The 23927-nt window shown below is 73.6% G+C and carries 21 protein-coding genes; 15 read left to right on the top strand and 6 right to left on the bottom strand.

Annotation, left to right across the window (positions count from 1 at the left end; genetic code table 11):
- Window positions 1-7: 7 nt before the first annotated feature.
- Window positions 8-727, bottom strand: coding sequence for a hypothetical protein (locus tag ASE15_RS21075; protein ID WP_162259143.1), 720 nt, complete (start codon window positions 725-727; stop codon window positions 8-10).
- Window positions 724-1638, bottom strand: a complete 915-nt coding sequence (locus ASE15_RS15585) for an ATP-binding cassette domain-containing protein (RefSeq protein ID WP_056653353.1) — start codon at window positions 1636-1638, stop codon at window positions 724-726. The genes ASE15_RS21075 and ASE15_RS15585 overlap by 4 nt, the downstream gene beginning before the upstream one ends.
- Before the next feature lie 119 nt (window positions 1639-1757).
- On the opposite strand from ASE15_RS15585, the gene ASE15_RS15580 reads away from it, so the two are divergent.
- Window positions 1758-2633 (top strand): hypothetical protein, encoded by an 876-nt coding sequence (locus tag ASE15_RS15580; protein WP_056653356.1) that lies wholly within the window; start codon window positions 1758-1760, stop codon window positions 2631-2633.
- Between the two features lie 170 nt (window positions 2634-2803).
- Here the strand turns inward: ASE15_RS15580 and ASE15_RS15575 are convergent, their stop codons facing one another.
- Both ASE15_RS15575 and ASE15_RS15570 read right to left on the bottom strand, forming a co-directional pair.
- Window positions 2804-3649 carry a DUF427 domain-containing protein gene (locus ASE15_RS15575; RefSeq protein ID WP_056764274.1) on the bottom strand — a complete coding sequence of 282 codons (846 nt, stop codon included), beginning with the start codon at window positions 3647-3649 and terminating at the stop codon, window positions 2804-2806.
- 122 nt (window positions 3650-3771) lie between these two features.
- Window positions 3772-4434, bottom strand: coding sequence for a GAP family protein (locus ASE15_RS15570; protein WP_056764272.1), 663 nt, complete (start codon window positions 4432-4434; stop codon window positions 3772-3774).
- Window positions 4435-4566: 132 nt separating this feature from the next.
- Here ASE15_RS15570 and ASE15_RS15565 point away from each other — a divergent pair, with 132 nt between their 5' ends.
- The 14 genes from ASE15_RS15565 to ASE15_RS15500 all read left to right on the top strand — a co-directional run bounded on the left by ASE15_RS15565 (window position 4567) and on the right by ASE15_RS15500 (window position 23227).
- Window positions 4567-9441 (top strand): DUF3418 domain-containing protein, encoded by a 4875-nt coding sequence (locus ASE15_RS15565; RefSeq protein WP_056764721.1) that lies wholly within the window; start codon window positions 4567-4569, stop codon window positions 9439-9441.
- Between the two features lie 140 nt (window positions 9442-9581).
- Window positions 9582-10355 (top strand): SDR family oxidoreductase, encoded by a 774-nt coding sequence (locus ASE15_RS15560; RefSeq protein ID WP_056764271.1) that lies wholly within the window; start codon window positions 9582-9584, stop codon window positions 10353-10355.
- A 118-nt stretch (window positions 10356-10473) separates the two neighbouring features.
- Entirely contained in the window at window positions 10474-11001 is a 528-nt protein-coding gene (locus ASE15_RS15555; RefSeq protein ID WP_056764719.1) for an O-acetyl-ADP-ribose deacetylase, read from the top strand.
- Window positions 11002-11167: 166 nt separating this feature from the next.
- On the top strand, window positions 11168-13552 hold the full coding sequence (locus tag ASE15_RS15550) for a hypothetical protein (protein WP_056764269.1): 2385 nt from the start codon (window positions 11168-11170) through the stop codon (window positions 13550-13552).
- Window positions 13553-13754: 202 nt separating this feature from the next.
- Complete coding sequence (locus ASE15_RS15545) at window positions 13755-14207, top strand: hypothetical protein (protein ID WP_056764268.1); 453 nt, start codon at window positions 13755-13757, stop codon at window positions 14205-14207.
- A complete protein-coding gene (locus ASE15_RS15540) occupies window positions 14204-14527 on the top strand; it encodes a transcriptional regulator (RefSeq protein WP_056764266.1) in 324 nt (107 codons plus the stop codon). Before ASE15_RS15545 ends, ASE15_RS15540 begins: the two co-directional genes overlap by 4 nt.
- 111 nt (window positions 14528-14638) lie before the next feature.
- Window positions 14639-15331 carry a DNA-3-methyladenine glycosylase I gene (locus tag ASE15_RS15535; protein WP_056764717.1) on the top strand — a complete coding sequence of 231 codons (693 nt, stop codon included), beginning with the start codon at window positions 14639-14641 and terminating at the stop codon, window positions 15329-15331.
- A gap of 44 nt (window positions 15332-15375) precedes the next feature.
- Window positions 15376-16833 (top strand): L-serine ammonia-lyase, encoded by a 1458-nt coding sequence (locus ASE15_RS15530; protein WP_056764264.1) that lies wholly within the window; start codon window positions 15376-15378, stop codon window positions 16831-16833.
- Between the two features lie 187 nt (window positions 16834-17020).
- Entirely contained in the window at window positions 17021-18310 is a 1290-nt protein-coding gene (locus ASE15_RS15525; RefSeq protein WP_056653392.1) for a sensor histidine kinase, read from the top strand.
- A gap of 44 nt (window positions 18311-18354) precedes the next feature.
- On the top strand, window positions 18355-19017 hold the full coding sequence (locus tag ASE15_RS15520) for a response regulator transcription factor (protein ID WP_056653664.1): 663 nt from the start codon (window positions 18355-18357) through the stop codon (window positions 19015-19017).
- Window positions 19018-19111: 94 nt separating this feature from the next.
- Window positions 19112-19453: a YciI family protein gene (locus tag ASE15_RS15515; RefSeq protein WP_056764262.1), complete on the top strand. Its 342-nt coding sequence runs from the start codon at window positions 19112-19114 to the stop codon at window positions 19451-19453.
- Between the two features lie 159 nt (window positions 19454-19612).
- A complete protein-coding gene (locus ASE15_RS15510) occupies window positions 19613-20860 on the top strand; it encodes a hypothetical protein (protein WP_056653398.1) in 1248 nt (415 codons plus the stop codon).
- A 54-nt stretch (window positions 20861-20914) separates the two neighbouring features.
- Window positions 20915-22030, top strand: coding sequence for an App1 family protein (locus tag ASE15_RS15505; protein ID WP_056653402.1), 1116 nt, complete (start codon window positions 20915-20917; stop codon window positions 22028-22030).
- Window positions 22031-22174: 144 nt separating this feature from the next.
- On the top strand, window positions 22175-23227 hold the full coding sequence (locus ASE15_RS15500; RefSeq protein ID WP_056653406.1) for a hypothetical protein: 1053 nt from the start codon (window positions 22175-22177) through the stop codon (window positions 23225-23227).
- A gap of 73 nt (window positions 23228-23300) precedes the next feature.
- Here ASE15_RS15500 and fdxA read toward each other — a convergent pair whose 3' ends face one another.
- Complete coding sequence (gene fdxA / locus ASE15_RS15495; RefSeq protein WP_056764260.1) at window positions 23301-23618, bottom strand: ferredoxin; 318 nt, start codon at window positions 23616-23618, stop codon at window positions 23301-23303.
- 147 nt (window positions 23619-23765) lie between these two features.
- Window positions 23766-23927, bottom strand: a 162-nt coding sequence (locus tag ASE15_RS15490; RefSeq protein ID WP_235534514.1) for a Fe-Mn family superoxide dismutase, incomplete at its 5' end; no start/stop codon positions are given.

The following is a 23927-nucleotide window of genomic DNA, read 5'->3' as shown; positions in this document are numbered from 1 at the left end:
CCTTCCGTCAGGCATCGCGGCGTTCGAGCACCCCCACAGCGACGGCGAACCCGACGGCCGCCCACGCGGCCAGGACCCAGGGCGCGCCCTCTCCCGCGACGAACGTTGCGGCGGCTCCGGCGGGGGTCCAGCGCGCGACCGGGTCGGGCAGGACGAGCACACCCGCGAGCAGCGCGGCGGCCAGTGCCAGCGTACCGACCGCATGCCGGACGAGCGCCGCGAGCGCCGCGGTGAGGATGGCGGCGAGCGCGAGGACGACGCCGGTGCGCAGCCCGGCTCGGAGGGCTTCGGCGACGGCGCCGTCCGGGGCGGGGGCGGCGTGCTCCCCGAGGTAGGCGCGCACGGCGAGGGTGGCGGCGGTGCCCGTGGCCACCCCTGCGAGCAGGGCGGTCAGGGTGACGACCGTCGTCTTGGCGGCGAGGACCACCCATCGGCGGGGCTCGGCCTGGAACGTGAGCCGGGCGGTACCCGTGGCGTACTCGGTCGTCACCGGATGCATGGCCAGGGCAGCGAGGACGACGAGACCGAGCTGGACGGCCGGCCCGAGAGCCTCCGCCGGAGCGGTGGACGTGCCGGGCGGGAGCTCACCGGTGGAGACCGCGTGGACGACGTCGTTCGCCAGGACGGTCGCCACGAGCGGCACGGTGACCAGGACAGCGGCCAGGGTGACCCACGGGGCGCGCACCGACCACGTACGACCCCACTCGGCACGGACTGCGGCCATCATGCGATGCGCTCCTCGGGACGTGCGCGGTACTGGACGTCGTCGGCGACGAGGTCCAGGTAGCGGGCCTCGAGCGTGACGGGGGCGGCGGCGAGGTGGTGCAGGCGGAGGCCGAGCGCATGGGCGAGGTCGCCGACCAGCTCGACGTCGACGCCCTCCACGGTCAACGCGTGCCCGTCGACCTGCGGGTGATGACCGCTCGCCACGAGCGCGTGCGCCAGAGGTGCCGGGTCGTCCGGGGTCCGGACGACGACGGGGGCGTCCCGTCCCACGAGGTCGGCGATCGGGACGTCTGCCAGGAGGCGACCTCGTCCGAGGACGACGACGTGGTCGGCGGTGACCTCCAGCTCGGACAACAGGTGGCTCGACAGCAGGACGGTGCGGCCCTGGTCGGCGAGGTCACGCAGGAGGCCGCGCAGCCACAGGACGCCGTCCGTGTCGAGGCCGTTGACGGGTTCGTCGAGCAGGACGACCTCCGGGTCGCCCAGCAGCGCACCCGCGAGGCCGAGCCGCTGGGCCATGCCGAGGGAGAACCCGCCCGCGCGCTTGCCCGCGACGTCACTCAGCCCGACGAGGCCGAGGACCTCGTCGACCCTGCGTGCCGGGATCCTGTTGTAGCGGGCGAGGGCCGTCAGGTGGGCCCGGGCGGAGCGCCCGGGGTGGAAGGCCCGCGCGTCGACGTGCGCGCCGACGGTGCGCAGCGGGTGCCGCAGGGCACGGTACGGGGTGCCGTGGACGGTGACGGCCCCGGCCGTCGCGTGGTCGAGGCCCAGGGCCAGGCGGAGGGCTGTGGACTTGCCCGCGCCGTTGGGACCGAGGAGGCCCGTGACCCGACCGGGTCGGACCGTGACGGTGAGGTCGTCGAGGGCCGTGGTGGGGCCGTAGCGCTTCATCGCGTGGGCGAAGGTGATCATGGCTCCATCGTCGTCGGGCCTCGTGAGGTGCGGTACCGACGAAAGTGAGGACCCTGGGACTCCGGGCGCCCTGCACGCCGATCCGTCTGCCGGCGTCACCCTCGTCGTAGGCTCGGCGCATGTCCGACGACCTGAGCCCCGCCCACGACGTCCTCCCCTTCGGTCGCGCCCCGCGCCCGGACACGGGCCCCGCGCTCGCCGAGCGCCTGCGCGAGGTCATGACCAGGAACCTCGGGCCCCACGCCTCCGGCCTGGAACGCGTCCGCATCGACGCCGCGACCGTCCCCGGCAGCCCGGACGTCCAGAGCCTCGACGTCGACGTGACGGGCCTCGTCGTCCGCGCGATGGGTGCCGCCGACGCCCCTGACCCGGCCGAGAACGTCGAGCACGTCGTCGGGCGCGAGAAGGCCGTCGCGCGGACGATCCGCGCCCAGGGGCACCCCGTCACGGTCGCCGGCGTCGCGGTCGACCTCGACGCCGAGATCCGCGACCTGCGCTTCTCCTGGGTCGAGGGTGCCGACGGCTCGCTCTCGATCGAGGAGTCCGGCCAGAGCACCGAGCACCCCGTGAGCGGTCACCTGCGTGCCGCAGCGAGCCGCGACGCGCTCGTCACCACGGTCCGCGAGCTCGCGACCAAGGCCCTCGCGGACCAGGGCTTCACGCTCACCGCCCTCGACGTGGACCTCGCGTCCCGTGGGCCCCGCGCGGCGTCGATCGTGGCGTCCGCGAAGATCCGCAAGGGCTTCCTGTCCGCGAGCGCCCAGATCACCGCGACCGCCGAGATCGACCAGGCCATGGTCCTCACGCTGAGCAATGTCGGGGCGACGAGCCGCAACCCGGTCGTCGCGGCGCTCCTGCTGGCCGTCCGCGGGAAGCTCGAGCAGGTCGACGGCAAGCGCATCGACCTCGCGTCCTCGCTGCCGCCGGGCGTCACGCTCTCGGACGTGCGGCTCGACGTCGGCGAGCAGCTCGTCCTGAGCGTCCGGGTCGGCTGAGCATCGGTTGAGCATCCCGGTCGACAAGGCGACCAGTCCGGGACCCCGGCTCGCCGAACATGCGGTTCACGTTCGTCGAACATGCGGTGGGCGTTCAACTTCTCGCTTGGACGAACGCCCACCGCATGCTCGGCACCGGTGCCAGGTCGACGTCGCCGGTCGCACTGCGCTCAGCGTCTCCCGCGGGGGAAGAACAGGCTCTCGGGGCGCGGCATCTGGGCGCCGTCGAGCGTGAGGTCGGTGCGCTCGCACCAGAAGGCGACGTAACCGCGCACCCTCTCGCCGTCGGACAGCGGGGCCTCGTAGCTCCAGCCGATGTCCGCACCGTCGGGGTCGCCCGACGCGAGCGACCAGTAGCGGGCGTGCCCCTTGTAGGCGCAGTCGCTCGTCGTCGTGCTCGGCGTCAGCGCGTCCCACTGCACGTCCTCGCGCGGGACGTACCACCGCAGCGGCAGGTAGGTCTCGGTGAGCGCCATGGCCCGCGAGCTGTCCGCGAGCAGCACGCCGCCGAGCGACACGACGACGTGGCGCGAGCTGGGCGCGACGTCCACCCGCTTGAAGGGGTCGCGCGGGTGGGCCGCGAGGGGCTGGTCCTCGGCGAACCAGTCGTACGCCTGGAAGTCGACCAGGACGTGGCCCGCGAGGTCCTCGTCGTCGGGACGGAAGAACGTGGCCGTGCGGGACCCGGGCGCGTCGCCCGCCGTCGCGTGCTCCTCGGGCCACAGCTCGGTCCCCGCGCACGTGTGCCGTTCGAAGTGCAGCGGGTGCGGGATCAGCCCGTGCCGCACCTGCCCCTCCTGGTGCTCGCCCTCGACGAGGGGTACGCGCACGTCCGCTGCGGGGACCGCGTAGACCGGGAGCAGGCGCCACGGCTCCCAGACCAGGCGCGCGGTGGTCGAGCGGAGCACGAGCGTGGTCGGGTCCTCCTGGCGCACCGCGCGGATCTCCTGGGCCGCGGGGTACCAGCGCAGCCGATCGAGATCGAGCTGCCACCTGTCGACCCAGGACGTGGCCATGCCCCCAGCGTGCGCCCGACGCCGAGCGGCTGCAATCCCCCGGGAGGCCGAGCGGCTGCCATCCCCGGGCCTGCCGGCGGCGTTGCACCCGCCCCCTGGGACGTGACCGTCCGACCGAGCCGCTACAGCTCCCCGATCGCGTCCCCCAGGACCGTCGCCCCGATCACGAGCAGCAGCACCCCCATGACGAGCGACGTGTTGGCGGTCAGCCACTCCCGCAGGCGGTCGAGCCACGGCACGACGCGGGCGGGGGCCACGAGCGTCGCGACGAGCGGCACCACGACCGACAGCCCGCCCACCAGGACGAACGCCAGCACGACCACGACCTCCTGCACGAACCCGAGCGCCGCTCCGCCCACCGAGACGCCCGCGGCGAGCACGAACGCGAGCTCCTTGGGGTTGGCGACCGTGACCAGCGCACCGACGCCGAGGCCACGCGCGGGGGTGGCGTCCGCGATCGAGGCCAGCCAGCCGGGGAGGCTCGCCGACTCGCCCTCGGGCTTGGGGCGCCACTGCGTGAGGCCGAGCACCATGAGCGCGGTTCCCAGGACGATCCGCACCCACGCCGGGAGCTCGCTCGACCCCAGGAGGTGCTCGACGACGTCCGACGCCGCGACGACCACGCCGAGCAGGGCCGCGAGCGTGAGCAGCCGGCCCACGACGAAGGTCACGCCCGAGGCGCGCCCCCGGTCCGACGTCAGGAGCAGCGCGAGGGCGATGATCGGCAGCGGGCTGAGCGCGACGGCCACTGCGAGGGGAAGTGCTGCGCCGACGACCTCGGCCATGGAGTTCACGTCGTCACCGTAGTGCCACGCCTTCCCACGGGCCGACGCGCCGGGCCGATCCTCCTCGCCACGGCACGTGCCGGACGACGTCCGGGCAATTGAAGTTGCGACCGCTTGAGAGAATGGTTGGTCGTGAGCACCGAACCGCACGGCCCCGCACGGCCCGCCGTGGACAGCCCTGCGAGCGCCCCCACGGGCGAGGCGGGACGCGAGCCGCGCACGGGCGGGAGCCCACGCCGCCGACGCGGAGGACGCGGACGGGCGAAGCCCCAGGTCAGCGAGCAGAACCCCTCCCCCGAGCAGGCCGCCGGTCGCACGGGCTCCGCCCCCCGCCGGGGCGCCGGCCGCGCCCGCGTCGAGAAGACGCCCGAGGGCGACAGCAACGCCCGGGGCGAGCGTCCGACGTCGGGCACCTCGACGCGTGGCAACCAGCGCGGCACCCGCCGCCAGCAGGTGAGCCCCGCCCAGCTCGCGCGGGCCGCCGAGCGGCGCGCGCAGGTCGTCGTGCCGCCCATCACCTATCCCGAACAGCTGCCCGTCTCCGCGCGGCGCGAGGACATCGCGAAGGCCATCGCGGAGAACCAGGTCGTGATCGTCGCGGGCGAGACGGGCTCGGGCAAGACGACGCAGCTCCCCAAGATCGCGCTCGAGCTCGGCCGAGGCCGGAAGGGCCAGATCGGGCACACGCAGCCGCGACGGATCGCGGCGCGCACGGTCGCGGAACGTATTGCCGAGGAGATCGGCACGCCGCTCGGCGAGATCGTCGGCTACCAGGTGCGCTTCACGGACCAGTCGAGCGACCAGACGCTCGTCAAGGTCATGACCGACGGGATCCTGCTCGCGCAGATCCAGCGCGACCCGCAGCTCCTCGCGTACGACACGCTCATCATCGACGAGGCGCACGAGCGCTCGCTCAACATCGACTTCCTGCTCGGGTACCTCACGCGGCTCCTGCCGCAGCGCCCCGACCTCAAGGTCATCATCACGTCGGCGACGATCGACTCGCAGCGGTTCGCGCGGCACTTCGCGCCGGGCGGCCCGCTCCCGCCGCTCACGGCCGACGAGCTGTCAGAAGCAGACCGGGCGGGGGACCTGGGCACTTCTGACAACGGGTCCGTGGCAGTCGACGGGCCCGACGGCGCCGCTCACCATCCCCCCACGGCTCCCGTCATCGAGGTCACGGGTCGTACCTACCCCGTCGAGATCCGGTACCGGCCGCTGAGCCCCGACGTCGACCCCGAGACGGGCAAGACCAAGCGGGGCACCGCCAAGGGGGCCGCCGGCCAGGAGAAGGACCTCGTCACGGGCATCGTCGACGCGGTCGAGGAGCTCATGGCCGAGGGGCCGGGCGACGTCCTGGTCTTCCTGTCGGGCGAGCGCGAGATCCACGACACGGCCGACGCCCTCGAGTCCCGCCTGGGCGAGCGCACGCGCGACGCCAAGCGCCCCGACTTCGTCGAGATCCTGCCGCTCTACGCGCGCCTGTCCTCGGCCGAGCAGCACCGCGTGTTCCAGGCGCACTCCTCGCGCCGCGTCGTGCTCGCGACCAACGTCGCCGAGACGTCGCTGACGGTCCCGGGCATCCACTACGTCGTCGACCCCGGCACGGCCCGCATCTCGCGCTACTCCAAGGCGACCAAGGTGCAGCGCCTGCCGATCGAGCCCATCGCGCAGGCCAGCGCCAACCAGCGCTCGGGGCGCTCGGGCCGTGTCGCGGACGGCATCGCGATCCGCCTGTACTCCGAGGAGGACTTCCTCTCCCGCCCCGAGTTCACCGAGCCGGAGATCCTGCGCACCTCGCTCGCGTCGGTCCTGCTGCAGATGATCTCGGTGGGCGTCGTCTCCTCGCCCGACGACGTCGCGCGCTTCCCGTTCGTCGAGCCCCCGGACACGCGCTCGATCCGCGACGGCGTGCAGCTCCTGACCGAGCTCGGCGCCCTCGAGACCGTGGTGGAGCCTGCCGGTCGCAGCGGCGCCGACAAGGACGCACAGCCCGGCCGCGCCGTCACGCGCCTCACCGAGGTCGGCCGCGTCCTCGCCCAGCTCCCCATGGACCCGCGCCTGGCCCGCATGATCTGGGAGGGCTCGCGCCGCGGCGTGGCGCGCGACGTCGCGATCATCGCGGCCGTGATGTCCATCCAGGACCCTCGCGAACGACCCGCCGAGTTCCGCGCCCAGGCCGACCAGCTCCACGCCCGCTTCGCGGACCCCCGCTCCGACTTCCTCACCTACCTCAACCTGTGGGAGTACGTGCGCGAGCAGCAGCGCGAGCTCTCGTCGTCGGCGTTCCGGCGCCTGTGCAAGGCCGAGTACATCAACTTCCTGCGCGTGCGCGAGTGGCAGGACGTCGTCGCGCAGCTGCGCGAGATGAGCAAGCCGCTCGGCATCGACATGTCCTACACACCCCGCACCCGGGGCGACGCGACCTCCGGGAGGGGAGCGACGTCGTCGGGCACCACGGTCGCCGAGGCGACCGACCAGCCCGTCGAGCACCGCCTGACCTGGGACGACGACACCATCCACCAGGCGCTCCTCGCCGGGCTCCTCTCCCAGATCGGCATGCAGGAGGCCACCGAGGTCAAGGCCTCGTCCGTCGCGCACCTGCGCGGCCCGCAGAAGGAGCTCGCCATGAAACGGGCCAAGAAGCAGGCCCGCAACGAGTACCTCGGCGCGCGCGGCGCACGCTTCGCGATCTTCCCCGGCTCGCCCCTGTCCAAGAAGCCGCCCGTGTGGGTCATGGCCGGCGAGCTCGTCGAGACCAGCCGCCTGTGGGGCCGCGACGTCGCCAAGATCCAGCCCGAGTGGGCCGAGGAGCTCGCCGCGCACCTCGTCAAGCGCACCTACTCCGAACCGCACTGGTCCACCAAGCAGGGCGCCGCGCAGGCCAAGGAGAAGGTCCTGCTCTACGGCGTGCCCATCGTCGCCGACCGCACCGTCCTCTACGGCAAGGTCGACCCCGAGGCCGCGCGCGAGATGTTCATCCGCCACGCCCTGGTCCAGGGCGAGTGGACCACGCACCACCAGTTCTTCCACGAGAACCGCCGCCTGCTCGAGGAGGCCGAGGAGCTCGAGGCGCGCTCGCGCCAGCGCGGCCTCGTGGTCGACGACGACGTGCTCTTCGCGTTCTACGACGAGCGCATCCCCGAGGACGTCGTCTCCGCGCGCCACTTCGACACCTGGTGGAAGAGCGCCAGGCGCCGCGACCCCGACCTGCTCACGTTCACGCTCGAACAGCTGGTGCCCGACGCCGAGTCGGTCGACACCTCCCTCTTCCCCGAGACCTGGGCCCAGGGCGACCTCACGCTCCCCCTGACCTACCAGTTCCAGCCCGGGACCGACGCCGACGGCGTGACGGTGCACATCCCCATCAGCGTCCTGAACCGCGTCGTCCCCGACGGCTTCGACTGGATGGTCCCCGGCCTGCTCGACGAGCTCGCGACCGCGACCATCCGCTCGCTGCCCAAGCCCGTGCGCGTCCAGCTCGTCCCCGCCCCCGACGTCGCGCGCGACGTCGTCGGCTGGCTCCGCGAGAACACCCCGGCCTGGGAGGACATCACCCGCGCGGGCGACATGGCCGAGCCCTTCCACGTCGCGTTCACGCGCGCGGTCCGCGCCCTGCGCGACGTCGTCATCCCCGACGACGCCTGGGACGACGCCCGCACCGAACGCCTTCCCGGCCACCTGCGCATGACGTTCCGCGTCATCGAGGAGCGCCGCGGCGGCGAGGTCGTGCTCGACGAGTCCAAGGACCTCGTCTCGCTCCAGCGGCGCCTCGCGCCCCAGGCGCAGGCGGCGGTGCGGGCGGCGGTCAAGGGGGCCGTCGGAGCGGCGTTGCGTGAGGCTGCTGCTGGGGCGGACGCGGGGAGGGGGGCGGAGGGTCTCGGGCTACCATCCGCGTCGCTCGTTCCTCGCGCCGCTCCCGCCAGCCCCGCCACGCCCTTCGATCCCTCCGCCCCCCTCACCGCGTCCGCTTCCGGCACACCTTCCGCAGGCCGTCCTGGTGGGGGCTCAGGTGGTGATGGCGAGATGGGGGCCGCGCCCGACGGCGGCGTGGCCTCCGTGGTCGTCGCCGAGGCGACCGGGCTCACCACGTGGCCCACGGGGCTTCCCGACGGCGTGCTGCCCGAGGTCGTGTCGACGCCCGCCGGGGGCGGCATGGTCGTGCGGGGGTACCCCGCGCTCGTCGAGGAGGTCGACCCCAAGGGCAAGCCCAGCGTCGCGCTCCGCGTGCTCGCCGACCGGTCGACCCAGGACCGTGCGCACGCGCGCGGCGTCCGGCGCCTGCTGCTCGGGGAGACCGCGCTCCAGACCCCCCGGATCACGAGCCGCTGGACCGGCACGCAGTCGCTGACCATGGCCGCGAGCCCGTACCGGAACACCGAGGCGCTCGTCGCCGACCTGCAGCTCGCGGCCGTCATGGCGCTGACCTCCGGGGCCAAGGCTTCGCAGTACGGGCCGCTGCCCGATGCCGTACAGATCCGGAGTGCTGACTCGTACACCGCTGCGCGCGAGCTCGTGAAGCGGCACCTCGAGAACGAGGTGCACCAGATCGTCGGTCACGTCGTCGCGGCGCTCACGGCGGCACGGAACCTGGACGGCGAGATCCGGTCGGCCAACAGCCTCGCGCTGCTCAACACGCTCCAGGACGTGCGCGACCAGGTCGCAGGGCTCGTCCACGCGGGCTTCGTGTCGCAGACCCCGGCCCACCGCCTGCCGCACCTGACCCGCTACCTGCGTGCGGCGTCGTACCGGATCGAGAAGGCCGCGACCAACCCGCACCGCGACGCCGAGCTCGCCTGGCGCGTGCACGACGTCGAGGAGGCGTACAGCAAGGCACGTGCGGCCTACGCCGCCGGGCCCGCCGACCCGGCTCGCCTGGCCGAGCTCGACGAGGCGCGCTGGCTCATCGAGGAGTTCCGGGTGTCGCTGTTCGCGCAGCAGCTCGGGACCGACGGCGCCGTGAGCGAGAAGCGCATCCGGAAGGTGCTCGCGCCGGGCGGGTGGTAGACAGCCGCGGGAGGGCGGGACCTTCGTCACGACCCCTCGGACGGAGGTCCCGAACGCCCGTTCTCCGCGGATTCGCTGGCTAGCCTGAAGGGGACGGCCAGGACATGGGACTGGCCGCACCAGCTGCTCTGGAGGGCATCATGCGCACCGTCGTCGTCACCGGCTCCGCCTCGGGCATCGGCAGGGCTCTGAAGGGTCTGCTGGAGGCCGACGGCCATCGCGTCATCGGGGTCGACCTGCGCGACGCCGACGTCACGGTCGACCTGACGACCGACGCGGGCCGGGCCGAGCTCGTCGAGAAGGTCACCGCGCTCAGCGGCGGCACGATCGACGCGGTCGTGGCGAACGCCGGGCTGTCGAACGGCAGCCCTGCGACGCTCGCGGTCAACTACTTCGGTGCGGTCGCGACCCTCGACGGCCTGCGCCCGCTCCTCGCCGGGTCGGACGCACCCCGCGCCGCGGTCACGTGCTCGATGGCGAGCCTCCTGCCCGTCGACGACCGGCTCGTCGAGCTGACCCTCGAGGGCGACGAGGCCGCTGCCCTGGCCCGCGCCGCCGAGCTCACCGAGGCCGGGACGGGCGACATCATCTACGGCAGCAGCAAGGCCGCGGTCGCGCACTGGCTGCGCCGCGCCGCGCCGACCGCCGACTGGGCCGGAGCAGGCATCCCGCTCAACGCGATCGGCCCCGGGATCGTCCAGACGGGCATGACCCGCGAGATGCTCTCGACCGACGAGTCGACCAAGGCCGTCGAGGCCGTCGTCCCCATGCCGCTCGGCGGCATCATGGGCCCCGAGGTACCGGCCTACCTCCTGCGCTTCCTCGTCTCCCCGGAGAACAGCCACATGTGCGGGCAGGTCGTCTTCGTCGACGGCGGTTCGGACGTGGTCTTCCGGAGCGACAAGGTCTGGTGACCTGACCGGCTCACCTCGAGGAGGCGGCCCGACGGCGGAACGTGCGTACCGCCGTCGGGCCGCCTCCTGCACATCCGGGCGAGGGCGGGCGCGCGCGACGTGCGCGAGCATGGGAGGCATGCGCCTCACCGCAGAGCTCGGAGACATCACGACGGTCGACGTCGACGCGATCGTCGACGCCGCGAACTCGTCGCTGCTGGGCGGAGGCGGGGTCGACGGCGCGATCCACGCCGCGGCGGGCCCCCGGTTGCTCGCCGCGTGCCGCGAGCTGCGACGGACGACCCTGCCCGACGGCCTGCCCGTGGGCGAGGCGGTCGCGACCCCGGGCTTCGACCTGCCGGCACCGTGGGTCATCCACACGGTCGGCCCGGACCGGCACCGCGGCCAGACCGATCCGGCCCTCCTCGCCTCGTGCTTCACGACGTCCCTCGACGTGGCCGCAGGGCTCGGCGCCCGCACGGTCGCGTTCCCGGCCGTGAGCGCAGGCGTCTACGGGTGGGACGGGCACGAGGTGGCTCGCGTCGCGGTGCACGCGGTGCGCGCGTGGGAAGCCGAGGGAGACCGGGACATCGAGGCCGTGCGGTTCGTGCTGTTCACCCAGCGACTGCTCGGTGCGTTCGAGGACGCGCTCGCCGCACCTGCGTGACCTTTACCAACTTGTGATTTTCGAAGTATCAGATACTTGCTTTCCTCCTCCTCTCCGCCGTTGCTAGCGTCGACGGTGATTTACCTGATACTCGGAGTCGCACCAAGGTGATGGGCGCTCCGCGATCAGACCGGCAACGAGGCCGGCCACGAGAGGACCCTCGCACATGACAACCCACGCACTCCCGCGCCCTTCGCGCGCGCACTCAGCCCTGACCATCGGCGCCCTGGTGGCGTTGGCACTCGTCGTCGTCGTGCTCGTCGGCTATCTCCTCCTCTTCAACGGCAGGGTGGCCGACGGCGCCACGCGCCTCGACGACGGAGCCTCGCGTCTCGAAGCGGGCGCAGCCGAGCTGGCCGACGGCGCGACCCGCGCCGAGGACGGCGCGGGCAAGGTCGCCGACGGCTCGAAGGCCCTCGAGGACGGGGCGAAGACCCTCTCCGCGGGTGCGACCCAGGCGTCGAGCGGCGCAGAGCAGCTCGCGGCCGGCGGGGTCACCGCGCTCGACGGCGCCGCACAGCTCGCCGCCGGAGCCGACGAGCTCAACGCCGGTGCGGCGAAGCTCGCCCCGGGAGCGGCCGACGCGTCCACAGGAGCGAACAAGGTCGCCGCCGGCGCCACGGAGCTCGACGCAGGCCTCACCGGGCGACTCGCCCCCGGCGCCGCCAAGGTGGCGGACGGTGCAGCGCGGCTGTACGCGGGGTCGACCGACCTCAGCACAGGCCTCACCACCCGGCTCGCCCCCGGCGCCGCCCAGCTCTACGCCGGATCGACCGACCTCAGCACMRGCCTCACCACCCGGCTCGCSCCCGGCGCCGCACTCCTCCACGCCGGCTCCGGAGACCTCAGCAACAGCCTCACCACCCGGCTCGCSCCCGGCGCCGCACTCCTCCACGCCGGCTCCGGAGASCTCAGCGGCAAGCTGACGAGTGAGCTGGCCCCTGGCGCAGCAGACCTCGCACGAGGAGCGTCCAGCCTCTCGACCGGAGCTGCCGCCGCAGCGTCGAGCAGCGGCGCTCTCGCCACCGGAGCGCGGAGCGTCTCCGGCGGCGCGGACGCCCTGGCCACCGGCTCCGGCTCGCTCGCGGATGGCGCCTCGCGGCTTCACGACGGTGCGAGCGCACTGTCCGCAGGACTGGAGACGGCCGCTGGTTCTGCGAAGACACTGAAGGACGGGTCGGCAGGGGTCGCCGCTGGGGCCGCCTCGGTCGAGGCTGGAGCCGCCGACCTCGCTGGCGACATCGCCGCGCTGGCTGATTCTGTGCCGTCCGACTCGCCCCTCAAGGCCGAGCTCGATCGACTTGCCGGTGCCGCTGGTGGCCTCTCCACGGGAGCGGCGTCGGTCGAGGGCGGGGCAGCAGAGGTCGCAGCCGGGACCGCTCGGCTCTACGGTGGCTTCACGGCCGAGAAGGGGCTCGTGAACAGCGCCCGGGCGCTCGACGCAGGAGCCTCCGACCTCCGGTCCGGGGCTGCCAGCCTCGATGAAGGGGCCCAGGCACTGAGGAGCGGAGCGCAGCAGGTCGCCGACGGTACCGCAGCGCTCTCCACCGGTCTGGGCGAGCTCTCGAGCGGTGCTGCACGGGTCCAGGCGGGCTCACAGCAGGTCGCTTCCGGGGCCCAGTCCGCGGCGACGGGCGCCTCCACGCTCAACACCAAGCTGGGCGAGCTGTCCACCGGCGCCCAGGACGCGGCGACGGGCGCCTCCACCCTCACCACCAAGCTGGGTGAGCTCTCCACCGGGGCCCAGGACGCAGCGGCCGGCGCGACGAAGATCAAGGCTGGACTCGACGTCCTCGCCCCGGGGATCGCCCAGGCGGCAGGAGGAGCGTCCGAGATCAGCACCGGCCTCGGCGCCCTCGCTCCCGGCATCCGTTCAGCCGCCAACGGCGCGTCCGAGATCAGCACCGGCCTCGGCGCCCTCGCCCCCGGCATCCGTTCAGCCGCCAACGGCGCGACCGAGATCAGCACCGGCCTCGGCGCCCTCGCCCCCGGCATCCGTTCAGCCGCCAACGGCGCGACCGAGATCAACACCGGCCTCGGCGCCCTCGCCCCGGGTGCGGCTGAGGTCTCGGTCGGCGCGACCGACGCGGCGAAGGGATCGCAGAAGCTCGCGACCGGTGCCCAGGAGCTCGCTGCGGGAAACACCAAGCTCGCCACGGGCGCCCGAGACCTCTTCGCGGGCACGACCAAGCTCGAGGACGGCTCGCTCTCGCTGCACACCGGCATCACGACGCTGTCGAACGGTGCCACGACGCTCGCCGCGGGCAACGCCGCGCTCGCCGAGGGCGCTGGCACGCTGCACACCGGGACCACGACGCTGGCCGACGGTGCGGGCGACCTCGCCGAGGGCAGCTCGACGCTCGCGGACGGCGCCGGAACGCTCGCCGACGGGACCGTCGAGATCTCGAACGGCACGGCCAAGCTGAAGTCGGACGTCGAGAACAGCCCCGCGGGCAAGCTCTCGATGGGCGCCTCAGCGATCCTGGGCGGGGGGCTTCTCGCCGGGGTGTTCGGCGTCGGACTGGGAATGCGCCGCCGGCTCACCATCTGAGCACCGGCTGACCAGCGCAATCCCGCGCGGCGCCTTCACAGTCGACGGTGACGCCGCGCATCTCGAGGGTGGCGGGGCCGCGTCCATGACCTGGACGCGGCTCCCGCCGCCCTCGCTCTGCGTCGCCGGACGGGGGCGGCACGACAAGTTGTCGAACGGACGTGTACTTGCCAAGTGGGAAAGTAGATGCTTCGATGGATCCATGAGCCACGACGCACTCTCTCCTGCCGCCCCGACCCCCCAGGAAGCCGCCGCGGTGCTCGCCCACGCGGAGTCCAGCACCCGCCTGACCCGGCTGCGCGGCGCCCGCTGGGTCCGGACCTACCTCCTGGGATGGGGGCTGGGCAGCGTCGGCCTCGTGCTCGCGATCGGCATGGGCGGGCGGGTCGGGTTCTTCGTCGGCATGGCGGCCTGGGCAGCGCTGGTCACGATCGGCGTGACCTGGGCGTCGCGTCAAGGCTTCCTGGCACAGGGGTCGCGCCGGCGCCTCGCCGTGGCCCCGGCGGCATGGGCCGTCGTCTACGGCGCGACGCTCGTCATCGGCCTCCCCGGCCAGGCGGGCAACCTCGCCTACTGGCTGCCCGCGGCACTGGTCTCCGCCGTACCGATGGTCGTCGTCGCCCTCTGGCCGCGCCGCGAGGAGCAGGCAGCATGACCGAGACCCACCCCCGTCACCGGCTCGACGACGTCATCCACTCCCCCGTCCGCCTCTCGGTCGTCGCGGCGCTCGCCGGGGTCGAGAAGGCCGACTTCAAGTCCCTGCGCGACGCGATCGAGGTGTCCGACTCGGCTCTCTCCAAGCAGCTCACGGTGCTCGAGGAGGCCGGCTACGTCGAGATCAGCAAGGACCGCGTCGGCCGCCGACCGCGGACCTGGGTGGCCCTCACCGCTGCGGGCCGGGCCGCGTTGACCAGCCACCTCCAGGCGCTGCGCGCGATCGCCGAGCAGCAGCTCCCTCCGGTCGCCGACGCCTGATCCACAGGACCTGTGGACAGGAGCCGTGCACAGGCCCCTCGGCCGGAGCGCGCTCCACAGGACCACGCCCCTCACGCGCCGCGCGTGGGTGCCGTGCGCAAGAGTGGGGCCATGACCACGACCGAGGCCACGTCCCCCGAAGCCCCCTCGCCCGCTCCGCTCGCGGCGCCCGCCGACGCGCCCGGCCCCGCGCAGGGCGCCCGCTGCTTCGGGGACGGCGACCCGCTCTACGAGGAGTACCACGACACCGAGTGGGGCATCCCGGTCCACGGGGACGAGGCCCTGTTCGAGCGGCTTGCCCTCGAAGCCTTCCAATCGGGGCTCGCCTGGATCACGGTCCTGCGCAAGCGCCCGGCATTCCGCGCGGCATTCGCGGGCTTCGACCCCGAGGTCGTCGCGCGCTTCACCGACGCGGACGTCGAGCGGCTGCTCCAGGACGCTTCGATCATCCGCAACCGGATGAAGATCGAGGCGACCATCTCCAACGCGCGCGCCCTGCTCGCGCTGCACGAGCAGGGCCGGACGCTCGACGAGCTCGTCTGGTCGTTCGCCCCGGGCGGTTCGGGCGCACCCGAGGGCGGCACCCCCCTCGACCGCCCTCGCCCCGCGACGTTCGCGGACCTCGCGGCCAGCACCCCCGAGTCGGTCGCCCTGGCCAAGGCTCTCAAGAAGGAGGGCTTCAAGTTCATCGGCCCGACGACGGCCTACGCAGCCATGCAGGCGTGCGGGCTCGTCGACGACCACCTGGCCACGTGCCCGGTCGTCACCTCGCGCCGAGACACGGTCCGGGGTCACTTGCTATAGCAGAAGAGTTCCACTCCGTGAGATGAGGTGCGATCATGAGGACCATGTCCTCGTACGTCAGCGTCCTCGACCTCTTCTCGGTCGGCATCGGACCCTCGAGCTCGCACACCGTCGGCCCCATGCGGGCGGGCACCACGTTCGCGCGCGAGCTCGAGCAACGCGCCGTGCTGGACCGTGTCGCCGCGGTCAAGGTCGTGCTGTGCGGCTCGCTCGGCGCGACGGGGATCGGCCACGGGACACCGGACGCCGTGGTCGCCGGCCTGCGCGGGCTCGACCCGGAGACGTGCGACCCCGACGAGGTGCCCGGGAGCTGGGAGCGCCTGGGCGACGGTCACGAGGTCCGCATCCTCGGTCGTCGGGCCGTGACCATGTCGAGCACCGACGTCCGGCTGGCTCCGCTCACCCGCCTGCCCGGCCACCCCAACGGGATGCGGTTCACGGCCCTGGACGCGACCGGCGACGTCGTGGCCGAGCAGGTGTACTACTCGGTCGGGGGCGGGTTCGTGCTCACCGAGCAGGAGCTCGAGGCCGCCGCCGCGAACGAGGAGGCCCAGCACGCAGCCGAGCTCGCGGGCGCCCCGATCGACCCGGCCACCGAGCCCTCGGACGTCCCGCACCCGTTCGCCAACGCCGCCGAGCTCCTGGCGTCCTGCACGCTCGAGGGCCGGTCGATCGCCGAGACCGCGTGGGAGAACGAGGTCTCCCTGCGTCCCGCGTCGGAGGTCGGGGCAGGACTCGACCGGATCTGGCGGACCATGAGCGAGTGCGTCGACGCGGGCCTGGACCGCCGAGGGATGCTTCCGGGGAGACTCAAGGTCCGCCGTCGGGCCCGGGCGCAGCGCGAGAAGCTGGAGGCTGCTGAAGCCGCGAGCGGGGCCGCCGCACACAACGACCACTCGATCGAGTGGCTCCAGGCCTTCGCCATGGCCGTCAACGAGGAGAACGCCGACGCCCGCCGCGTCGTCACGGCCCCCACCAACGGGGCCGCGGGCATCCTGCCCGCCGTCGGCCGCCACTTCCTGCGGATCCACCCGGACCTCGCCGCCGACGAGGACGCCACACGCCAGGCCATGCGCACGTTCCTGCTCACGGCTGGCGCGATCGGCGCGCTCTACAAGCGCAACGCCTCGATCTCGGGGGCGGAGGCCGGCTGCCAGGGCGAGGTCGGCTCGGCCTGCTCCATGGCAGCGGGCGCCTTCTGCGCGGTGCTCGGTGGCACCCCGGCGCAGGTGGAGAACGCCGCGGAGATCGCGATGGAGCACAACCTCGGGCTCACGTGCGACCCGGTCGGCGGACTCGTCCAGGTCCCGTGCATCGAGCGCAACGCGATCGCGGCCTGCACCGCGGTCTCGGCGGCCAAGCTGGCCCTCCAGGGAGACGGCGCGCACGTCGTCTCGCTCGACACGGTCATCGAGACCATGCGCCAGACGGGACTCGACATGTCGACCAAGTACAAGGAGACGTCGACGGGTGGCCTCGCGGTCAACGTCATCGAGTGCTGAAAGCGGTCCGTGTGATCGAGTGCTGAAAGCGGTCCGTGTGATCGAGTGCTGAAGGCGGTCCGTGTGATCGAGTGCTGAAGGCGGTCCGGTTCATCGAGCGCAGAGAGCGGTCCGGCCGCCGCCAGCCCCGCAGCACCCGCGCCGGCGTCCCAGCGCGCCGAGCACGCCCGCCTGACATGATGGCGAGATGTCCGGCTCGTCCCCCGATCGAGCGCGCCCCGCGCCGCGGCCGCGCTTCTCGCCGCGCGCTCTGGTCGCGCCCCTGACCTCCGGCGCGACGGTCCGGGCGGGGGTCTTCCTGGTCGTGGGTGGCGTGGTCGCCGGGGCGTACGGGCTGCTCGGTGCGGGATTCGTGCAGATGTTCGCCGAGCCACGCACCGCGACCCCCACGACCGTCGTGCTCGCGATCGTCGCGACGACCCTTGCCGCCGTGCCACCTTTCCTCGCCCCGGTCCGTGCGGTCGAGGTCCTCGCGGTGCGCACCCTGCTCGACGTCGACGTCCCGGTCCCGTCGGGCCGCCCCGGCCCGGCGGCCAGGTGGCGCGGTGCGGCCTGGTTCGCGCTCCACCTGCTGCTCGGTCTCGTCGCGGTCGTCGTGCTGCTGGCCGTGGTCCCGCTCGTGCTCGACCTCGTGCTCTCGGTGCTCGGCGCGCCGTTCGTCGACCCCGGGTGGCTGCCGGGGGTGCTGGAGGGCGCGGCGGCGCGCATCGCGCTCGCGCTGCTCGTGCTCCTTGCCCTGCCGTACGCGGTCGTCGGGGCGCGCGCGGTGCTGCGTTCGGCGGCACCCGTGCTGCTGGGCCCCGACCAGAGCGAGCGGATCGCCGAGCTCGAGGCGCAGGCCGCGCGCCTGACCGCGCGCAACCGCCTCGCTCGCGACGTGCACGACGGCGTCGGTCACGCCCTGACGATCACCGTGCTCCAGGCCGCGGCGGCGACCCGCACGCTGGAGACCGACCCGCGGGCCTCACGTCGCGCGCTCGAGGCGATCGAGGAGACGGGACGCCACGCCCTGGCCGAGCTCGACGACCTGCTGCGCCGCCTGCGCGACCCCGGGAGCGAGGCGTCCGCCGAGCACGACGACGACGTCGCGATGCTCGTCCGCCACGCGCGCGCCGCGGGAGCCCACGTCACGCTGCGTCTCGTGGGCGAGGTGGGCCGGGCGCCGCTCACCGTGACCCGCGAGATCTACCGGATCGCCCAGGAGTCGCTCACCAACGCCCTGCGGCACGCGCCGGGAGCACCGATCCACGTCCGGGTGGTCCGCGCGGACGACCTCCGGATCGAGGTCCGGCACCCGTGGTCGCCCCCGCCGGGCGGGGCATCGGTGCGACGGGGCCGTGGGCTGCCGGGCATGCAGGAGCGCGTGACCGCACTCGGCGGCACGCTCTTCGCGGGGCCCGACGGCGGAGCGTGGGTCGTGCGCGCATCGCTGCCTCTCGGCGTTCCCGAGGCCGCGTCGGACGAGGTGACCCCGTGAGGCAGACGGACCCCGACGTGCCCGGGCGGCCGGGGGCCGGTGACGTGCCGGCCGGACCCGCGAGGGTCCTGCGCGTCCTCGTCGTCGACGACGAGCCGCTCGTCCGGGTGGGCCTCCGCGTGATCCTCGACGCCGAGCCCGACATCGAGGTCGTCGGGGAGGCTGCGGACGGCGCGGACGTGCCAGGTGCCGTCGAGGCGACCCGGCCCGACGTCGTGCTGCTCGACGTCCGCATGCCGCGGGTCGACGGGATCGCCGCGACCCGCGCGATCGTGGCCCGTGCCCCCGCGCCCCGGGTCCTCGTCATGACGACGTTCGAGAACGACGACCACGTGCTCGACGCGCTGCGCGCGGGAGCGCACGGCTTTCTCCTCAAGCGGACCCGCCCCGAGGACCTGGCCCAGGCCGTGCGGGTCGTGGCCCGCGGGGAGTCGCTCCTCTTCCCCGACGCGGTGCGACGGATCGCGACCGCTCACCCGGCGCGGGGCGATGCCCTGCGCTCGGCACGGCTCACGGAGCGCGAGGGCGACGTGCTGCGCCTCATGGCGACCGGGAGGTCCAACCAGGAGATCGCCGGCGAGCTGTTCCTCGGGGTCGAGACCGTGCGCACCCACGTGGGCAACCTGCTCGCCAAGCTCGGCGTCCGCGACCGCACGCAGGCCGTCGTCGCGGCCTACGAGTCGGGCTTCGTGCGACCGAGCCCCTAGGACGGGTTCGCGGCCTGCAGGCCCCTGTGCAGAGCACCCGTGCGTCGGTGAGGATGGTTCAGAGCCCCACGACACGAATCCAGGAGGCCACACCATGACGAAGTACCTGATCACCTTCCCGAGCGCCGCGATGGTCGTTCCCGACGACGAGCTGCCTGCCGTCTCGGACGCGTCCCGCGCCGTGGTCGAGGAGGCGAAGCAAGCCGGCGTCTGGGTGTTCGGCGCGGCGATCGACGAGGGCGTCGCCCCCGTCCTGGTCGACGGGGACGGCACCGTGACCGAGGGCACCTACCCCCAGACCGAGCAGCTCGACGGCGGCTTCTGCGTCCTGGAGGTGCCGACGCGCGAGGCGGCGCTGGCCTGGGCCACGAAGCTCGCGGTCGCCTGCCGGTGCGCGCAGGAGGTGCGCGCCTTCCACTACGACCCCGCCAGCTGACGGGATCGTCCGTCCGACGACTCCTCGACGACGTCCTGATCGTTCACCCGTACGGGGGAACCCGCTCACCGGAGCGGGTGATCCCCTCCTGGCCGCGCGCCGGGAGCCTGGAGAGACAGCCCGCCGGACCGCCCGGCGGCCGTCACCTCGGGAGACACCATGGACGACACCGACCTCACGACCGGCTCGACCAGCTCGACCAGCTCGACCAGCTCGGCCACGACGTCAGCACCACCCCGGCGCCGCACGTCCGGTCACGCCGCCTCAAGGCCGGACGGCACACCGCCCCCTCGCCGGGAGGCCCCGCGATGGCCACGGTGGGTCCCGGGTCTCACGGTCGCCTGGTGGCTCGCAGGAGCCGTTACGGCCCTCACGGCCGTCCTCACCGGCCGTCACCTGCCCGTCGGGGCCTCGACGCCCGACGCAGCAGGGACGATCGTCGACTCCGTCCCGAGCGACGGCCTGACCGCGGTTCTCGCCACCCTGGGACTGGTCGGGGCGGCGCACGCCGCCTGGATGACGTCGCGTGCCGGACGCCCGGCGACGCGCCGGGTGCGCGCCGCGGCGGTCACGGTCTCCGGGCTCGTCGTGGCCCTCGGCGTCGTGTTCGCCGACACCAGCCTTCTCGCCCGCATGGGGTATCTCCCGGTGGTGCTCGTCCGGGCCCCGTTCGACCCGGAGCTCGCCGGGGCCTTCGACCAGTACGCCGCGCCCGCGTTCCTGCTCCAGCTCGGCGTGCTCGTCGCCCTGGTCCTCCTCGCGGTCACGACCGTCCTCTTCGCCCGGCGCAGCAGCGGGGCGTGCGCGGTCTGCGGCCGACTGGACGCCCCGGCCGACCACCACGCGCCGGCACCCGCCGGGGAGACCTCCGCGGCGCCGTCGGGCATCGTGGCCTGGGGGCGGCCCGCCGCGATCGTCGCGGCGACCATCCCGTGCCTGTACGCCCTCACGCGGCTGATCTGGGTGCTGGGCTACCCGCTCGGGCTCGACCCCGAGATGTACGAGCAGGACGCCGGCAGGCTGGTCGCCCCCGCGGTGGGGCTCGGGCTGTTCGCCGTGGTCGGCGCCGTGCTGACCCTCGGCCTCGTGCAACGGTGGGGAGAGGTCTTCCCCCGCTGGATCCCGGGCCTGGCCGGGCGACGGGTCCCCGTCGCGCTCGCAGTCGTCCCCGCCTCGGTGGTCGCGGTCGCGATCCTCCCGGCCGGGCTCTCGATGATCAAGGGTCTGCTGGAGATGTCGACGCCCGAGCTCCTGGCCAACTGGGCGGCGTTCGGTCCTGGCGTGCTCTGGCCTCTGTGGAGCGTCGCGCTCGGTGTCGCGACGGCCGCGTACGCCACCCGGCGCCGAGGCACCTGCCGGCTGTGCGGTCGTTCGCCCTCGACGATCACGCCCCGCGTCGCCCGATGAACCGGGCCCCCGTGTGCCAAGGTGGGAGACCAGCACCTTCGACGATCGGACCTCATGCACCAGGAGCACCTGCCGTCCCCGACCCCTCCGGTCCAGCACCTGCACCTCTCGGCGCGTCTCGAGGACCGGATCCGTGCGGCTGCTGTGCGCTTCCTCCGGTCGCGGGGGTGGACCCCGCGGATCGAGCCGTACGTCGGCTACGGCACCGAGGGCTCGGTGCGCGTGCTGGCGCGCGTGCTGCTGAGTCGTCCGCACCGCCGCGCGGACCTGGTCTGGAACCGGCGCGGGTGGCGCAACTACCTCACGGTCTCGGCTCCCGGAGAGGTGGTGCGCGCGTCCGTGACACGCACGGGGGCCGCGGGGCGCGACGAGCGACTCGTCGTGGACCTCGCGGCCGACCGGGACGGCTACGTCGACGGGATGCTCGACGTCGCGCTCGAGCCCGGCTGGCACGACGTGCAGCTCGCGACCGCGAGCGGGGCCGTCGCGACGTCGCGGGTCTTCGTGGTCGGCCCCGGCCGGCGCCTGGGGGTCATCAGCGACATCGACGACACGGTCATGATCACCATGGTCCCGAGCCTGCTGCGCGCGGTGTGGAACACGTTCGGGCTGCACGCGAGCGAGCGGCGACCCGTGCCCGGCATGGCCGACCTGTACCACGGCATCGCCTCCGTACATCCGGAGGCCCCCTTCGTGTACTTGTCGAACGGGGCGTGGAACACCGCGGGAAACCTGGAACGCTTCCTCGACCGCAACGGCTTCCCGCCCGGGACCCTGCTCCTCACCGACTGGGGCCCCACGGCCACGGGCTGGTTCCGCAGCGGCCAGGAGCACAAGGGCAACGCGATCGACCGGCTCGTGCGCGAGCTGCCGGACGTCGGCTGGCTCCTCCTCGGCGACGACGGCCAGCACGACCCCGAGATCTACGCTGCCGCGGCGCGCCGGCACCCGGAGCACGTGGCCGCGATCGGCATCCGGCAGCTCAGCCCCACCCAGAGGCTGCTCGCGCACGAGCCGCCCGCGCCGTCGGGCAGGAACGGCGCGGCGGGCCGCGGCGGGACGGGCACGCCCGGCTCGCGCCGTACCCGGCGCCCCGCGCACGGCGTCCCCACGGCTGGAGGGCCCGACGGCGCAGCGCTCGCCCGGGCGCTCGGGCGCGCCCTGCGCTGAGGTCGGGCCGCGCTCGACGCGTGCTGCACCGCCTCCTGTGGCCCCTGTCGAGCAGCGGGGGCCACGGGGTTCGCCCACGAGGCGCACAGGGTCCGGGCACCTGACCGGTTGGCCCCGTTCGTCACGGGATGATTCCCTGGACACATGACGGACGACCAGGAGCGACGAGGCCCCGCAGGTAGCCAGGACCCCACCGAACCGATCAGACCCGGCTTCCCGGCGCCGGGCGGTCTCACCGGGGGCAGCGTCCCGCCGGCCGAGCCCATCCCGAACGCCCCCGACCCGTTCTCCCCGACCGGCGCACCGACCACTCCGCCCCCCGGCGGGCCGGGTGAGCCGCCGCCCGGAGGCCCGGGCGAGACCCCCTCGGGGAACCGTGCATGGTGGTGGGCGCTCGGAGGGCTGGTCCTCCTCGCGATCGTCGCCCTCACGGTCTGGCTCGCGACCCGGGGCGACGCGGGGGGCGACGACGGCGCCTCCCCCGGCGCGACGCCGTCGGGCACCGTGACCTCCGAGGCCCCCTCGGAGGAGCCCAGCCCCGAGCCCACGACCGAGGTGACCACTCCCCCCGCCACGGGCTGCACGCCCACCGAGGGCGGCACGCCCGCCGGCGCGAGCACGCACGAGATCATCGACGTCGACTTCGACGGGCGCCCCGACACCGCGTGGCTGACCACGGGTGCGGACCGGCGCTTCGGGATCACGACCGCCTCCGGGGCGACGTTCTCCGCCCCCGTGACGACCGCGAGCCCCGTCCCGGCGAGCGCGGTCGTCAACCTCGTCGCGGCAGGCGACGGCGAAGCGCCCATCGCACTGGTCGATGTCAGCCGCGAGGTCCTGCTGTACTCGGTCGCGAACTGCGCCGTGAACGTCACGCAGAACGCGCAGGACGAGCCGTACACGTTCGACAAGGGGTTCAGCGGGTTCGGTACAGGAGTCGGGTGCACGACCGTGGACGGCGTGCTGCACCTGGCCGGGCTCAACGCGATGTCGAACGACGGCTCGACCTACACGGTCGCGCGAACCTTCGTCGACCTCGACGAGTCGGCGCGCCGAGCCACGAACGGTCAGACCGAGACCGTCGCCGAGGGGGTCCCGGCGAGCGACCCGGTCGTCGTGACGGCGCAGGAGACGAGCTGCGGCGACCTCGTCGCGGGCGGCGCCGACCCCGGGGGCCCGGTCGAACCGCAGGGCTGAGCATCGTCGAGAACGTCGAGGGGCCCGTCATCCACAGGATGACGGGCCCCTCGGGGTTCGGGAGTGGCTGCGCTCAGGCCTGGGGGGCCAGGGCAGCGATCATCGGGTCGTCCTTCTCGATCATGCCCATCTTCGCCGCACCACCCGGCGACCCCAGGTCATCGAAGAACTCCACGTTCGCCCGGTAGTAGTCACTCCACTCCGAGGGCACGTCGTCCTCGTAGTAGATCGCCTCCACCGGACACACCGGCTCGCACGCACCACAGTCCACACACTCGTCAGGATGGATGTACAACGACCGCTTGCCCTCATAGATGCAGTCCACCGGACACTCCTCGATGCACGCCTTGTCCTTCACGTCCACACAAGGCTGAGCAATCACGTAGGTCACGGCGGACCACCTTTCTGGAGGGTTCTGGCTGCCCGCAGGAAAGCCCCGGCAGCGTCGCGCGTGGTGCGCGCCGCGGTGCCGGGGCCGTTCCCGTTCACGCGGGTCTCGTCGCGACGGCCCACGAGGACCGTCGAGGTGAGGGAGAGGTCAGGCGGGGATGATGAGGCCTTCGCCCTGGGTGCGGGCGCGTGCGAGGCGTGCGTCGGCGTCTGCCCAGTTGACGAGGTTCCACCAGGCGGTGACGTAGTCGGCGCGCACGTTCTGGTAGTCGAGGTAGTAGGCGTGCTCCCAGACGTCGAGCAGGACGAT

It is taken from the genome of Oerskovia sp. Root22 (assembly GCF_001429135.1).
Taxonomy (GTDB): Bacteria; Actinomycetota; Actinomycetes; order Actinomycetales; family Cellulomonadaceae; genus Oerskovia; species Oerskovia enterophila.
Note: the sequence above shows the minus strand (reverse complement) of the source record. Positions and strands in the feature narration are given on the sequence as shown.